We start from the raw sequence: 15,453 nt of genomic DNA on the forward strand, positions 1-15,453 counted from the left end.
GGCTACTAATAATGGATAAAAATATGAATACGCCCATTAACCCAGAACGTATCAAAGCGATTTTAAGTAATGATAATGCGCAACGTTATAAATACTTAATAAAAGAAGTCACCCAAAGCGAAAAGATTTGGATTTTGACTGATGAACATGGCTGTGTGATGCTCAATAGTGACAGTGAAGATTGTGTGCCTGTTTGGCCCAACAAAGAGTTTGCCGAATTATGGGCAACGGGTGAGTGGAAAGACTGTGAGCCTCAAGCCATTAGCCTAAAAAAATGGCATGACAAATGGACCGATGGACTGGCCGACGATGAGCTATCTATTGCCATATTTCCTATCCCCGATCAAGAAGGTTTGATTGTCGAACCGGATGAATTTGATTTCGAGTTAGAGCAATTCAGAAAACGCGTTTAGCCAATACTACGACGGAGCAAGTCATTAAGACTTTTGCTCTGTCACATTCAATAGATGCAACTGGTTTTCAGTCCACGGACTATCTAGATAACGCTCAAGGTGTGACGTGGCAAAGTGTAAAAACGATTTAGCTGCATGAGAAATATGTCTATCGGTTCGCACAACAAAATACCAGTGACTTGCTAAACAGGTATCGCATACATCTAACTTTACAATATTAGATTGATCTTGCCCCAATACATGCTCAGAAAGCACCGCAACCCCCATTCCTGCACTCACCGCCTCACGGATAGCTTCATTACTGGCCATTTTTACACTATTGGACAATACCAAACCTCGACTTTGCAGCTCACTTTCAAACAACATCCGCGTTGCCGAACCTGGTTCTCGCAACAAGAAGCGATATTTGACAACGTCAACGAGTGAAAGCTCTCCTTTGTGTGACAAAGGGTGACTTTTCGGAGCGATAAATACCAACGGGTTTTTCAAAAATCTCGCGGCCTGTGCATGCTCAAGTGTCGGAGGATGACTAAACACATAAAGATCATCTTCACCGCGCTCAAAACGGTTCAGCACATGGGCACGATTACCAACTTCAACATGCATCTCAACATTTGGATGAGTGGCACTAAAGGGCCCATATAACTTAGGCAAAATATATTGTGCGGTATTGACCATTGCGATACGACAATGCCCTCGCTCTCCACCACGAAGTTCATCTAAGTACCCTTGATAATCTTCAAAGTGGCCAAACACCTGCTGACAGGTTTGAAATAACCTCTGCCCAGCGTCTGTGGGATGCAAACGTTGCTGATAAGTATAAAATAGTGGTTCCGCAACGCTTTCTTGCAAACGCTTAATTTGTAAGGACACCGTTGGTTGCGTCAGATGTAAACGGCGAGCGGTTTCACTTACCGAGCCACTTTTCACGACACTCATAAACACTTCTAACAGTCGAAATGACACATGCCTTAAATCCATTCCTCAACCCATAGATATTTATCTATACTAACTTAGTAAACATTTTATTTTTATCTATCTTAAATACACTCTAAGATCTTGTCTACACATTGATATGAGCGAGGAGTACACAATGCCTGATATTGTAGTCATGTTTTTCATTCTAGGACTCATTGCTGGAGTACTGCGTTCCGATCTAGCAATCCCTAAGGCAACATACGAAACGCTAAGCCTACTGCTCATGCTGACCATTGGTTTAAAAGGCGGCATGGTACTTCACGGCAATCTTAGTTGGACACTGCTGCCACAAATGCTCACCGTTATCCTACTTGGCGCACTGATCCCCTTAACGCTTTATCCAGTACTTAAACACATCATTAAACTTTCCACAGCAAATAGTGCCAGTATTGCCGCTCACTACGGTTCAGTAAGTGCCGGTACCTTTGCTGTTGCTTTGGCTTATGCCGAGTCGCAACACCTTCAGGTGGGTGCGGAAGTAACTCTATATCTAGTTTTACTTGAACTTCCCGCCATTATTGTCGGGCTTTTGCTGTATCGTCGTTTTGGAGAAAATGCCAACGCTCAGAGCGCACTGTCACTTAAGCATTTGTGGCATGAAACACTCACCAATAAAAGCGTTATATTGTTAGTGGGCGGCGTCATCATCGGCATGATGTATGGTACTCAACAAGGTAGCCAAGTCACCAGCCTACTGACCAATAGTTTTAAGGTTGTATTAGCACTATTTTTATTAGAAATGGGGCTTACCGCAGCGCAAACGCTCCGACCGACGCCTTGGCATCATTGGAAACTGGCAATCTTTGCCCTCTTAATCCCAGTCGTACTTGGTAGCATTGGCGTGGGGGTCGGTATTTTGTTAGCTCTAGAGCTGGGCTCTGTGGTTATATTGGCCAGTCTTGTTGCAAGCGCATCCTACATTGCCGCTCCCGCAGCTATTAAAGCAGCCATTCCTGATGCGGATATAGGTCTGGCAATGCTCAGCTCATTGGGGCTAACATTTCCATTTAACGTGATCATAGGGATTGGGTTATATCACCAACTGGCGTTGAGCGTTCACTAAACACAATAAGTCCAATAAACCCTTAATGCCATTTGCTAAAGGTGATTTGATTCTGAAACAAGTTCAAAATGACAAAACAAATTCAAAATGACAAAACAAGTTTAGAACGACTAAACCAACTAGGAAGACGACATTTCCCAAACACACATGCCGTCTTCCTGACGAAGGTCAGGATCTGTTAGGCTAATGGTATTTAGTTAAATCTGGGCTATTTCAAAATATCGCTTTAATGCCACAAAGCACATCTGCTACCAATCTTTTTGCTTTGGCTTTATCGGCCGATTCGGCGTAACACCTGAACTCTGGCGCATTCCCCGATGGCCTAATATGAACAATATCTCCTTCACCTGATAGCGTGATCCGCACACCATCAGTTGTATCTAGCTCTAGCTCACCTTGATAAGAGATATGCAAACGCTCAAGCAGCTTGCCCGGGTTGGTAGTTGCCAATTGCATAACCTGAGCGCTTCTATGCTGCGTAAAGTTTTGCAATCTGTCACTGTGGGTATACCTTTGTGTCATCTCCACAACAACCTGACTTAACGTGTGGCTAGTTAAGTTTGCTAAAGCGCATAATACAGGTAGCACGGCATCACGCGTTGGTAGGCGTTGTAGTACTTTTTCATTGTCGCTCACATCGCAGCCGAGTAAAAAACCGCCATTGGCTTCAAACCCTGCAACTCGGCGATGCTCTTTTTTTAAATCGACAACACCCGCTATCACATAGGGCGAGCCAATCTTTGTGCGTTTTACTTGTTTAAAAGCACCAGAAGCTTCGATGGAAGTATTGCAGTTAACCGGAATAGCGAGCGCTTCTATCATTAAATATTTCGCTGCCAACAACGACAATATATCCCCTGCCAAAAAGTGCCCCTGTTCGTCGGCAAGCAACGCTCTATCGCCATCACCGTCTGTGGTAAATAGCGCATCGAACTTGTGCGACAGCACCCACTGTCGAGCTTGATTACGGTCTGATTGTGCAACGGCTTCCGTGTCTATCGGCACAAATTGCTCACTGCGCCCTACTAAAGTCACCTGAGCCCCCAAAGCCCGCAATATCAACGGATATATGTCTCGACCGGCACTGCTATGCTGGTAGATACCAATATGCTGACCTTCAAGACAATCAGCTGGGAAATAATCAACATACCGTTTTATATATTGCAGCTTCGCATAATCATTTACTTCGGGTAATTTAGCCACCGGTACTTGTGGCACATCTACAGCCGCATTGATAATCGCCAGTTCATCAGCTTTGCTGATCTCACCCTTTGCGAAATAAAATTTGATGCCATTGCGGTCATAAGGAATATGACTCCCCGTGATCATAATGGCCGGAATATCTTGTAATTGAGCAGCGTAAGCCAATGCCGGAGTGGGAATAACACCATAATACTCAACATCACAGCCATAAAATTTAAGCGCACTGATACATGACCTTGCTATCTGTGGGCTACTGGGGCGGTTATCGATTGCTACCGCAACACGTTTCACTGGTTTTTGAATAGCCAAAAATGCCATAGTCAATGCCATGCAAACTTCAGGCGTAAACTGACTAACCTTGCCTCTTACGCCACTTGTTCCAAAGCGTACGCCACTTTGAGCAATCACTTCATTACTGTACATGTCAGCTTCGACCATATTGGTCATCAAACCGGACTATATCATCTTCATCCAAATAGGCCCCTGACTGTACTTCGATTAGCTCTAAATCAACCTTGCCAGGGTTTTCCAACGCATGAACCTCAGCAATTGGAATATACACAGACTCATTTTCAGCGATATATTGCTCTTTCTCTCCAATGAGTACTTTAGCCGTACCAGCAACAACAACCCAGTGCTCTGAACGATGATGATGCATCTGCTTAGATAACTTAGCACCGGGTTTAACAGTAATACGTTTAACCAAGAACCTCTCACCACGATCAAAGGCATCATACTTTCCCCACGGACGATACACTTCGCGGTGAATACTCGCTTCAGGTCTATTTTCTGTTTGTAACTGATGAGCAATTTCCTTGACCTTTTGGGTATGGTCTTTATGCGCAACCAGCAATGCATCTTTAGTATTGATGATCACTAAGTCTTGTACACCCAGCGTCGCCACGAGTTTATCTTCACTGAGTATTAAAGTGTTTTGTGTATCGAGTGCTTTCACATCACCTTTGACAACATTCCCTTGCTCATCTCTTTGTGACACATCCCACAATGCGGCAAACTCGCCAACGTCATTCCAGGAGGCGTCCAAAGGTACGACCATCGCATGTTTCGTATGCTCCATCACCGCATAGTCAATTGAGTCACTTGGACATGTGTGAAATGCTTCTTGATTGATCCGTATAAAGTCTAGATCTGGCTTTTGCTCACTCATCGCCGCTTTGCACGCTGTATAAATATCCTGCTGATACAGTTTTAACTCTTCAAGATAGCGGCTTGCCTTGAACATAAACATACCGCTGTTCCAATAATATTGACCAGTACTGAGGTACTGCTGGGCAAGCTCTAACGTGGGCTTTTCAACAAAGCTATCAACCCGATAACCATAAGATGATTGCGCTTGCCCACTTTTAATATAACCATAGCCTGTATGTGGATGCGTGGGCACGATGCCAAAAGTAACTAAGTGATCGTTCTTAGCTAATACAAGTGCTTTTTCAACCGCTTGCTCAAATGCCTCCCCATTAGCTATCACATGGTCTGCAGCCAATACCAGTAAAACAGGAGCGTCCTGCATTTCTAGCGCTTTAAAAGCGGCTAGAGCAATAGCGGGGGCTGTGTTGCGTCCCTCACGTTCAAGTAGGATCTGCGCATTGGAGCAATCTATTTGTCTAAGCTGCTCCGCTGTAATAAAACGATGTTCTTCGTTACAAATTACTAATGGGCTGGAATGTGGCAACCCTTGTAAACGCAGCACTGTGTCCTGAAAGAGGGTGTGTTTTGAGTCCGTTAGCGTGAGGAATTGCTTTGGGTATTTTTCTCGGGATAACGGCCAAAGACGCGTACCGACACCACCTGCAATAATAACTGGTTGAAACATTTTTGACCTTACTCTACATCTAATTGGCGCTACCCACAGCATACAACCCATTTGGCGCGGCTCAGCCGTATATTGTAAACCAGCGCACCTAGTTGATGATAGCTGTATCACTACAAGCCAACTTCTTTTTGTGGCCGTAAGATATAAAAAACCCAGCATAAGCTGGGTTTTTAGCATCAAGTATCAGTAATTACATTACTTTTTCTTAACTGCTTTTTTATTTGGTAAATCAGTGATTGAACCTTCAAAAATCTCAGCTGCAAGACCGATTGACTCGTTCAATGTTGGGTGTGCGTGAATGGTCAGTGCTAAATCTTCACCGTCAGCACCCATTTCAACAGCAAGACCAATTTCACCAAGCATTTCGCCTGCGTTGATACCAACCATTGCACCACCGATCACACGGCCAGACTCTTTATCAAAGATAAGCTTAGTTTGACCTTCTGTGCGTGCTGAAGCGATGGCACGACCAGATGCTGCCCACGGGAATACTGCTGTTTCAATGCTCAGACCCTGCTCTTTCGCTTCTTTCTCTGTCACACCTACCCATGCGATTTCTGGGTCTGTGTAAGCGATTGAAGGGATGCATTTCGGATCAAAGAAATGCTTCTTGCCCGAGATAACTTCTGCTGCAACGTGACCTTCATGAACCGCTTTGTGTGCAAGCATTGGCTGACCTACGATGTCACCAATTGCGAAAATGTGATCAACGTTAGTTTTCATTTGCTTGTCAGTGTTGATGAAGCCACGCTCGTCAACGTTGATACCTGCTTTATCAGCATCAAGCAACTTACCGTTTGGTGTACGACCTACAGCAACTAATACTTTGTCATAACGCACTGGCTCAGCAGGTGCTTTCTTACCTTCAAAAGTAACGTATAGGCCATCATCTTTTGCATCAACAGCCACAACTTTTGTAGAAAGCATAACGTTAAACTTGTCTTTAACGTAACGCTGATAAATCTTGATAACGTCTTTGTCAGCCGCTGGCACTAATTGATCAGCAAACTCAACTACGTCGATTTGTGAGCCAAGTGCACGATAAACGGTACCCATCTCAAGACCGATAATACCACCACCTAGTACTAGTAGCTTTTCTGGTACATCTTTAAGTTCTAGTGCGCCGGTTGAATCAATTACACGCTCATCTTCAGGGATGAAAGGTAGGTTTACTGGCTGAGAGCCCGCCGCAATAATAGCATTGTCGAAAGTAACAGTTGTAGTACCCGCTTCACCTTCAACAGCAATGGTGTTTGCGCCTGTAAATTTACCGTAGCCATTAACTACTTTTACTTTACGCATCTTAGCCATACCGTCTAAGCCACCAGTTAACTGGCCAATAACAGACTCTTTCCACGAACGGATTTTGTCTAAGTCAATCTGTGGTGCGCCAAATGTTACACCGTGTGATGACATTTCTGCCGCATCATCGATGACTTTAGCAACGTGTAACAATGCTTTTGAAGGAATACAACCAACATTCAAGCACACACCACCTAGGGTATTGCGAGATTCGATTAGTGTAACTTCTAAACCTAAATCCGCAGCACGGAATGCTGCTGAGTAACCACCAGGACCACCGCCTAGTACAACAACTTGAGTTTTGATTTCGTTGCTCATGTTATTACCTTAACTATTATTCGAACGGGACTGTACTCTTTTGAGTATCCGCACCCAAAATGCCTGCCGCATACAAATTACCGGTACATGGCAGAGAGAGTTTTTAAGTGTGCGAAAGTGTATCATCCGCACAAAAAGATGTCCCGCCTAAATAGTAGGCGGGACAACAAATTACATCACTAATTGGCGAATATCGCTCAAGTAGCTTGCAAGCGTTACAGTAAACTTGGCTGCTAGCGCACCGTCTATTACACGGTGATCGTAAGAGCAGCTTAGCGGCACCATTAAGCGCGGCTCAAACTCTTTACCATTCCACTTAGGTTTCATCTCAGACTTTGACACACCTAAGATAGCGACTTCTGGCGCATTCACGATTGGCGTAAATGCCGTACCACCAATGCCACCCAAGCTTGAGATAGTAAAACAACCACCTTGCATATCAGACGAGGTTAACTTGCCTTCACGTGCTTTAGCTGAAATTTCCATTAACTCGCGAGAAAGCTCAATAATACCTTTTTTGTTTACGTCACGTACCACAGGTACAACCAAGCCATTTGGAGTATCTACCGCGATGCCAATGTGTACGTACTTTTTCAAGATCAGGCTTTCACCGTCTTCTGACAATGAAGAGTTAAACGTTGGGAAGTCTTCCAACGCTTTCGCAGCTGCTTTCATCACGAAGACAAGTGGAGTGATCTTCACGCCCATTTTCTTCTTCTCAGCCAGTACATTCTGCTCTTTACGGAATGCTTCAAGCGCTGTGATATCTGCTTCATCGAACTGTGTAACATGTGGGATTTGAACCCAGTTACGGTGTAAGTTAGCACCAGAAAGTTTTTGGATACGAGAAAGCTTCTTCTCTTCGATTTCACCAAACTTGCTAAAATCAACCTTAGGCCAAGGGATCAGTCCAAGCTCACCGCCGCCAGCGTTACCACTTGCAGCTTTGCCAGATTCAACTTGCTTCACAAGCTCTTTCACGTAATTTTGTACGTCTTCTTTGATCACACGGCCTTTACGACCGGTGCCTTTAACACGAGCTAGGTTTACCCCAAATTCGCGTGCTAAACGACGAACCACTGGGGATGCATGCGCATAAGATGAATTTGCTTCAAAGTCTTCTTTTACACTAGATGCTGCTGGCGTTGAAGATTTCGGTGCATCGCTTGACGCAGCTGCTGGTTTTGATTCAGCAGGCTTGTCTGCTGATTTTTTAGGCGCGCTGCCTGCAACTTCAAATACAAATACCAAAGACCCAGTTGACACTTTAGCGCCCACTTCAACCTTTACTTCTTTAACAGTACCCGCAAATGGTGCCGGTACTTCCATTGCGGCTTTATCGCCTTCAACGTTTAGGATTGATTGGTCTGCAGCAACGCTATCACCTACCGATACCATCACCTCGGTGACTTCAACTTCATCGCCGCCGATATCTGGCACATGAACTTCTTTTAGTTCAGACGATGTTGCTGTATTGGCTGAGTCTGATTTAGATTCTGACTCAGACTTATCTGAAGCACCGCCTGTAGCGCCTGTTTCAAACACAAACACCAAAGAACCGGTTGAGACTTTAGCGCCAACTTCAACTTTGATTTCTTTAACAGTACCTGCAAATGGTGCTGGCACTTCCATTGAAGCTTTATCACCTTCAACATTTAAAATTGATTGGTCAGCTTCAACTTTGTCACCAACCGCAACCATAATTTCGGTCACTTCAACTTCATCACCACCGATATCTGGTACATGTACTTCTTGTAACTCAGTCGTGTCAGATGAGTCAGCTGCTGGCTCTGACTTTTCTTCAGTAGCAGGCTCACTCTGTTGTTGCTCGCCATCGGCAGCTTCAAAGATCATGATAAGCGAGCCAGTTGATACCGTATCACCTTCACTAATTTTGATCTCTTTAACAGTACCTGCTTGTGCAGCAGGTACTTCCATTGATGCCTTATCACCTTCAACCGTGATAAGCGATTGCTCTTCGCTAACCGAATCCCCAACTTTTACGAGGATCTCTGTAACTTCAACTTCATCAGCACCAATATCTGGAACATGAATTTCGATTGTCATTAGTAACGCCCCTTATGCGTAAAGTGGGTTAGTTTTGGTAGCATCAATATCAAATTTCTTGATAGCTTCAACCACCATTGACTTCTCAACTTTGCCTTGCTTAACAAGCTCTGTTAGTGCCGCAACAACAACGTATCCAGCATTAACTTCAAAGTGACGACGTAAGTTTTCACGGCTGTCTGAACGACCATATCCATCAGTACCTAGCACTCTATAAGATACACTAGGCATAAAGGCACGTACTTGCTCTGCATAGTTTTTCATGTAATCCGTAGCCGCAATAGCTGGTGACTCACCAAGTACAGACGTTATATAAGGTACTTTTGCTTCTGACTCAGGGTTTAACATGTTGAAACGATCAGCGTCTTGACCATCACGTGTCAATTCGTTGAATGACGTCACTGAGAATACATCAGAACCAATGCCAAACTCTTCGCTTAGGATTACACCCGCTTTACGTACTTCGTTTAAAATAGTGCCTGAGCCTAATAGCTGAACATGTGCTTTGTCACCGGCATTGCTTTCAAGCTTGTAGATACCCTTGCGGATACCTTCTTCAGCGCCTTCTGGCATAGCTGGCTGGTGATAATTTTCGTTCATTAATGTCAGGTAGTAGAACACATTTTCTTGCTCAGGACCGTACATACGACGAATACCGTCTTGCATGATGACCGCGACTTCATAGCCAAATGTCGGGTCATAAGAGATACAGTTAGGCACGGTGCCTGCTTGAATATGCGAGTGACCGTCTTCGTGTTGTAGACCTTCACCATTGAGCGTAGTACGGCCAGCAGTTGCACCTAGTAAGAAACCACGAGCTTGTTGGTCACCTGCCATCCATGCCATGTCACCAACACGTTGGAAACCAAACATAGAGTAGTAAATGTAGAATGGTATCATCGGCAAGTCGTTGGTGCTGTATGATGTTGCCGCTGCAACCCATGAAGACATAGCACCTAGTTCGTTGATACCTTCTTGTAGAACCTGACCTGAAGTTGCTTCTTTGTAGTAAGAAACGATATCACGGTCTTGTGGCGTATAGTTTTGGCCATGTGGATTGTAAATACCGATTTGACGGAATAAACCTTCCATACCGAACGTACGCGCTTCATCAGCAATGATTGGTACGATGTTTTGGCCAATGTTTTTGTCTTTCAACAATACATTAAGCGCACGAACAAATGCCATGGTGGTTGAAATATCACGCTTTTGCTCTTGCAACAGCGGCTCAAATGCGTTGACTTCAGGTAGAGTTAGCTCTTTGGTGAAGTTAGGTAAACGCGAAGGTGTATAGCCATGTAAAGCTTTACGACGAGCGTGCAAGTATTCGTACTCTTTTGAACCTTCTTCAAGTTTCAAATAAGGTAGATTAACTAGTTCGTCGTCAGCAACCAAGTCTTGCAGGCCAAGACGTGAACGTAGGTGCTCTACGTGCGTCATGTCCATTTTCTTAACTTGGTGGGCAATGTTTTTACCTTCAGCCGCTTCACCCATGCCATAACCTTTTACAGTTTTAGCTAAGATCACAGTTGGACGGTCTTTAGTTTCTTGCGCCGCTTTAAATGCCGCATATAGCTTTGAAGGCTCATGACCACCGCGCTTCAATGCGAAGATCTCTTCGTCGGTCATATCAGCAACTAACGCAGCTGTTTCAGGGTAGCGACCAAAGAAATGCTCACGTACGTACGCACCATCTTTTGCTTTATAGGTTTGATAGTCACCGTCGATAGTTTCGTTCATCAACTGAAGTAGCTTGCCTGTGGTGTCTTTAGCGATAAGCTTATCCCAACCAGATCCCCAAACTACCTTGATCACATTCCAACCTGCACCTCTAAACAGACCTTCAAGCTCTTGAATGATCTTACCATTACCCATTACTGGGCCATCTAGGCGTTGCAAGTTACAGTTGATTAAGTAACAAAGGTTGTCGAGTTTTTCACGTGCCGCGAATGAAATTGCACCACGTGATTCTGGCTCATCCATCTCACCATCACCCAAGAAAGCATATACACGCTGGTTCTTGGTATCTTTTAAGCCACGGCCGTCCAAGTATTTAAGGAATCGAGCCTGATAGATTGAAGCGATTGGTCCCAGACCCATAGAAACCGTAGGAAATTGCCAAAATTCAGGCATCAGTTTAGGGTGTGGATAAGATGAAATGCCGTTGCCGTCTACTTCTTGGCGGAAATTATCTAACTGCTCTTCCGTTAAACGACCTTCTAAGAATGCACGAGCGTAAATACCCGGTGAAATATGACCTTGATAATAAACTAAATCACCACCGTCAACCTCGTTAGGTGCGCGGAAAAAGTGATTAAAACACATTTCATAGAATGCTGCTGACGACTGATAAGACGCCATATGTCCGCCAAGTTCTAAATCTTTCTTTGACGCACGTAATACGATCATGATGGCATTCCAACGAATGATTGAGCGAATACGACGCTCAATATTTACATCACCTGGATATGCAGGTTCTTGGTCCGCTGGAATGGTATTCACATAGTTAGTAGTTGTGCCAGTTGGCATATCTACGCCTTCAAGACGTGCTTGCTCAAGTACTTGCTCTAACAAGAACTGCGCGCGCTCAACACCTTCTTCTTTTACTACCGACTCAAGCGCTTGTAACCACTCTTGGGTTTCTAACGCGTCTACGTCAAATTTATTGACTTCAGACATATGGAATTTTCCTTATGTTTAAAATACGAATTTATTATTCAGTCTTAATGTGATCAGCACGCTTACTGCTGCTTTGTTCGTCTTAAGCTACGCTCGATGCGCGAACGCTCTTTGCCCGCTTCAAGTAATGCTTCTTCAATAAACGCTAAGTGCGCGTTACTGGCTAGACGAGCTTGCTCTGGATTGCCATTAATAACAGCCTCCAACAGCACCCTTCTATGCTCACCCAGTTGCTCACTTACTTCTGATTTTTGCACCAATACCGTTAAGTTCTGCAACACGTTCTGTTCGAGTAACGATTGCATACCACGCACTAAATGCAACAACACCACGTTATGCGAGGCTTCGGCTACTGCAAAGTGAAACGCATTGATGGCTGCGGCAGTTTGGGCGAGATCCCCTTGTGCTTGGGCAATACTATCAAAGCTATTTTGTACCTTTTCAAAATCTGTATCGGTACCACGTAGCGCAGCATAATAGGCTGCGATACCTTCAAGTGCGTGACGAAACTCAAGTAAATCAAATTGTGATTCAGGATGCTTACTGATCAAATCAAATAACGGATCAGTCAGCCCCTCTTCCAATTGGTTTTTAACGTAAGTTCCTCCACCTTGGCGGCGCGTTACGAGGCCCTTTGCTTCGAGTTTTTGAATTGCTTCGCGCAATGAAGGTCTCGATACCTCAAATTGCTTAGCAAGCTCGCGCTCAGGCGGTAACTTTTCTCCTGGCATTAAAGAGCCCTCTAGAATCATATTCTCGAGCTGCTCTAAAATAACATCGGATAACTTCGCTGCTTTTATCTTTAAAGACATTGATCTAACGCCGAATTTCAGTGTACTGCCAACCGCAACTAATTGCGATTGACCGATCCATTAAAACCAAAAGGTAAATTGGTCATACCAAATTTGCACAATACGTTATCAAAATCAATGAACACTGTCAAAAATCTGCGTATAAATACCCACTGAAAGTGCATAGTTAAAGTCTAAACTTTATACAAAAATATCGAATTGCCTAGGATTATGAAAAAGGTCTGACCAGTTAAATGGAGATTAAATCTTTCCCAACAAGTAAGCTTCACCTGCAATGAAATAAATCAAATAGCAACTTTACACAAAAAAGAACAGCGCAGAGCCTGTTTTCACTACTCGCTTGGAATGTGGTCCATGTTTTAATGACAAGACTAAAGTCGCTTAGTACTTTTAGGTTTCGCGCAATTCCTTCATCAAGCACTCTTCACAAATGTTGATAGCCCTAATAGCGCTTTTCTCACTAATAAGGGGTATGAAACTTACCTACATTTAGTACATTGATTAGTATTAACTGATGTGCTTTTATAGTGGTGGATAAACCAACAATATAAAAGGATATTTATATGAAATTATCTACAATAGCTCTATCTATTGTTCCATTCGCGTTTCTCTCTAATGCACATGCACTGGAACATAATTTAACCGACGCTGGTAAAGTTAAGTTACATTCAGCTAAACAAAACATGCTCAATCCCACTCAACCAAAACTCGTTCACAACACACATCGCCAACTTAACTTTTCCACACAAGAAACCACCACTGAAAGTATTACACCTGTATGCCCAACGCTCTCAACAGGTAATCTGTATACACTTAGTGGCGCATCTGCTGGCGATGCGATTTGTTATCACTTCCAGATAACTGAACGAAGTAAAACAACCGCTCTGTTGGTTGGACAAACCGGCACCTCAGACATTGATCTGAATGTACTCAAACATAATCCCGACGATACGTTTAGTGTACTGGGAACCAGTGCTAATCAGGGCACCGATGACGAAATAGTCGTCGCATTGACTGAACCTGGACACTACTACTGGTATATGGAAGTAAAAGAGTCAGATGGTTCTGCATTTAACTTTGGTGCTGCGGTAGCTACACAGCTAGATGAATATGAATTTAATGATACAGTTGCAACCGCAACGATGTTATCGACAGGTCAAAACGTCATTCAAGGCAATATGGACAGTGCAACTGATATCGATATGTATCAATTCACAGCTGTTAACGGTCAAAACCTTGCTTTACGTTTAAAGGATAACAGCTCAGATGAATATATTTTTGAAGTATACAATAATGGTTGGGTACCTTTAGCGGCAAACAAAGTACATCCAATTTCAGGTTTACAAGAAAACCAAACTATTACCCTTAGAGTTAGGGCCAACACAGCGTTGCCGGTGAATACCAATAACCAATACACTTTATCCGTACAGTCCGTTGTCGCGTCATTCAGTAGTCACAAAATCTCTGGTGAAGCAAACGTGATACGTATTCCATATTCTGCATTTAGCGACCCTTATCTAACAACTCAAGCGTACAGAAACCTTAACTGGTCATTGACATTGAATGACTCAACGGGCGCACCAATCGAAAATGCCAGCGCTAAATTAGTGCTAGCTGATACCGACGGCACGACTGATTATGTGCAAACATCTGATACCAATGGCAGAATATCAAATAGCATTAACTTAGGAACCTGTTCACCACAGGTGTCTAATATAGAGCACACGCAGTATAGCTTAGGATACAAAAATACTTGGCATTCTGACGTGGAAGTAAAAGGCTGGAGGCTTGAAATAGATACCAACTTAGACAGTGATAACGATGGTGTCATGGATAAAATTGGTATTGGTGGCGAAAACGTACCATGGGTCTATCTAGGCCATATTTGCGACCAAGACCTAGTTTCTAGTGAGAAATCTTAACTAAGTGAAGTCAGGCCTAGGCCTGACTTTTTATGCTGCGTATGTTGCTTGAGCTTTGCCGCTTAGCTGTTCAGACATATTATCAATGAAGCCAAACATATTTAAGTTATTGCCAATACGCACGCTGACTTCATCTTCCTTGATTTGCTCTTTCATCAGGGATCTCATGTCGATTATTTCTGCAAAGTTCTCGTTGCTCACATCATACTTTCCCCAGTATTGACTGGTTCCTTGCTCGCTTGGTCCACGCTCAAGCTCTGTATACTTCAAGAAGTTATCTTTAACGTCATTTGCTAGCTGTACGAGCTTTTCATTTTCATTCAACTTGTCTTCCAAATAGCTGACTTCATCCGCACTTAGCTGGCCAGAGACCTTAATCGCCCCTTCTTCATCAACTGAGAATGCCCAATCTTTTTGAGCAAGTTGCGGGTTACTGCTGGCCAGCTCACTCATAAACTGGTTGTATTCCCCAGCCAATTCATCCGCTGCTTTATACATATCACCATTGAAGTAGAGTTGGTGATAGGCCTCATTGAGTCTCGCACTTGTCTGCTCTGGCTCTTCTATAAGTTGCTGTGCTTGTTCAAGAACAATAGGACGACTATAAGTGGGGTCTGGGATCTGCTCTTTTGCACCGTGATAAGTATCAGCAGCTAATTTAAGATCACTGTTTTGCACAGTAGCGGTATTTTCCTGCTTAATTGATTTTGAGGGCCCTTTATTCGCTAAAGCCCCCATCTCAATCAGTTGATTGGCATTAACTTTCATAAAAAAATATCCTTTTCTTAATGAACTTTTATAAGTTATCGGTCAGACTGTCTTGAAGTTTAGCTTAAACTATTATTTACATAAAATATTCACT

11 protein-coding genes are annotated in these 15,453 nt (G+C 43.6%); 3 read left to right on the top strand and 8 right to left on the bottom strand.

The genetic code is table 11. From position 1 onward, the window contains the following. Nucleotides 1-23 precede the first annotated feature (23 nt). The gene (locus tag BIW53_RS17865; protein WP_070993372.1) at nucleotides 24-413 is read left to right on the top strand and encodes a DUF2750 domain-containing protein; all 390 of its coding nucleotides are present in this window, start codon (nucleotides 24-26) and stop codon (nucleotides 411-413) included. 24 nt (nucleotides 414-437) lie between these two features. Here the strand turns inward: BIW53_RS17865 and BIW53_RS17870 are convergent, their stop codons facing one another. Then, nucleotides 438-1,394 carry a LysR family transcriptional regulator gene (locus tag BIW53_RS17870; RefSeq protein WP_070993373.1) on the bottom strand — a complete coding sequence of 319 codons (957 nt, stop codon included), beginning with the start codon at nucleotides 1,392-1,394 and terminating at the stop codon, nucleotides 438-440. A 112-nt stretch (nucleotides 1,395-1,506) separates the two neighbouring features. On the opposite strand from BIW53_RS17870, the gene BIW53_RS17875 reads away from it, so the two are divergent. Continuing rightward, entirely contained in the window at nucleotides 1,507-2,454 is a 948-nt protein-coding gene (locus BIW53_RS17875; protein ID WP_070993374.1) for a sodium-dependent bicarbonate transport family permease, read from the top strand. A gap of 213 nt (nucleotides 2,455-2,667) precedes the next feature. On the opposite strand, the gene BIW53_RS17880 is transcribed toward BIW53_RS17875, so the two are convergent. The 6 genes from BIW53_RS17880 to pdhR form a co-directional block, all read right to left on the bottom strand. Next, nucleotides 2,668-4,080, bottom strand: a complete 1,413-nt coding sequence (locus tag BIW53_RS17880; RefSeq protein WP_070993518.1) for a phosphomannomutase — start codon at nucleotides 4,078-4,080, stop codon at nucleotides 2,668-2,670. Between the two features lies 1 nt (nucleotide 4,081). Next, the gene (locus BIW53_RS17885) at nucleotides 4,082-5,491 is read right to left on the bottom strand and encodes a mannose-1-phosphate guanylyltransferase/mannose-6-phosphate isomerase (RefSeq protein ID WP_070993517.1); all 1,410 of its coding nucleotides are present in this window, start codon (nucleotides 5,489-5,491) and stop codon (nucleotides 4,082-4,084) included. A gap of 195 nt (nucleotides 5,492-5,686) precedes the next feature. Continuing rightward, entirely contained in the window at nucleotides 5,687-7,111 is a 1,425-nt protein-coding gene (lpdA, locus tag BIW53_RS17890) for a dihydrolipoyl dehydrogenase (protein ID WP_070993375.1), read from the bottom strand. Between the two features lie 171 nt (nucleotides 7,112-7,282). Continuing rightward, the gene (gene aceF / locus BIW53_RS17895; protein WP_070993376.1) at nucleotides 7,283-9,178 is read right to left on the bottom strand and encodes a pyruvate dehydrogenase complex dihydrolipoyllysine-residue acetyltransferase; all 1,896 of its coding nucleotides are present in this window, start codon (nucleotides 9,176-9,178) and stop codon (nucleotides 7,283-7,285) included. Between the two features lie 12 nt (nucleotides 9,179-9,190). Next, complete coding sequence (gene aceE, locus BIW53_RS17900) at nucleotides 9,191-11,857, bottom strand: pyruvate dehydrogenase (acetyl-transferring), homodimeric type (protein ID WP_070993377.1); 2,667 nt, start codon at nucleotides 11,855-11,857, stop codon at nucleotides 9,191-9,193. A 62-nt stretch (nucleotides 11,858-11,919) separates the two neighbouring features. Then, entirely contained in the window at nucleotides 11,920-12,669 is a 750-nt protein-coding gene (gene pdhR / locus BIW53_RS17905) for a pyruvate dehydrogenase complex transcriptional repressor PdhR (RefSeq protein ID WP_070993378.1), read from the bottom strand. Nucleotides 12,670-13,232: 563 nt separating this feature from the next. Here pdhR and BIW53_RS17910 point away from each other — a divergent pair. Beyond that, complete coding sequence (locus tag BIW53_RS17910) at nucleotides 13,233-14,591, top strand: hypothetical protein (RefSeq protein ID WP_070993379.1); 1,359 nt, start codon at nucleotides 13,233-13,235, stop codon at nucleotides 14,589-14,591. A 30-nt stretch (nucleotides 14,592-14,621) separates the two neighbouring features. Here BIW53_RS17910 and BIW53_RS17915 read toward each other — a convergent pair whose 3' ends face one another. Next, the gene (locus BIW53_RS17915) at nucleotides 14,622-15,359 is read right to left on the bottom strand and encodes a hypothetical protein (RefSeq protein ID WP_070993380.1); all 738 of its coding nucleotides are present in this window, start codon (nucleotides 15,357-15,359) and stop codon (nucleotides 14,622-14,624) included. Nucleotides 15,360-15,453 lie beyond the last annotated feature (94 nt).

This window comes from Pseudoalteromonas byunsanensis (assembly GCF_001854475.1).
Lineage (GTDB): Bacteria > Pseudomonadota > Gammaproteobacteria > Enterobacterales > Alteromonadaceae > Pseudoalteromonas > Pseudoalteromonas byunsanensis.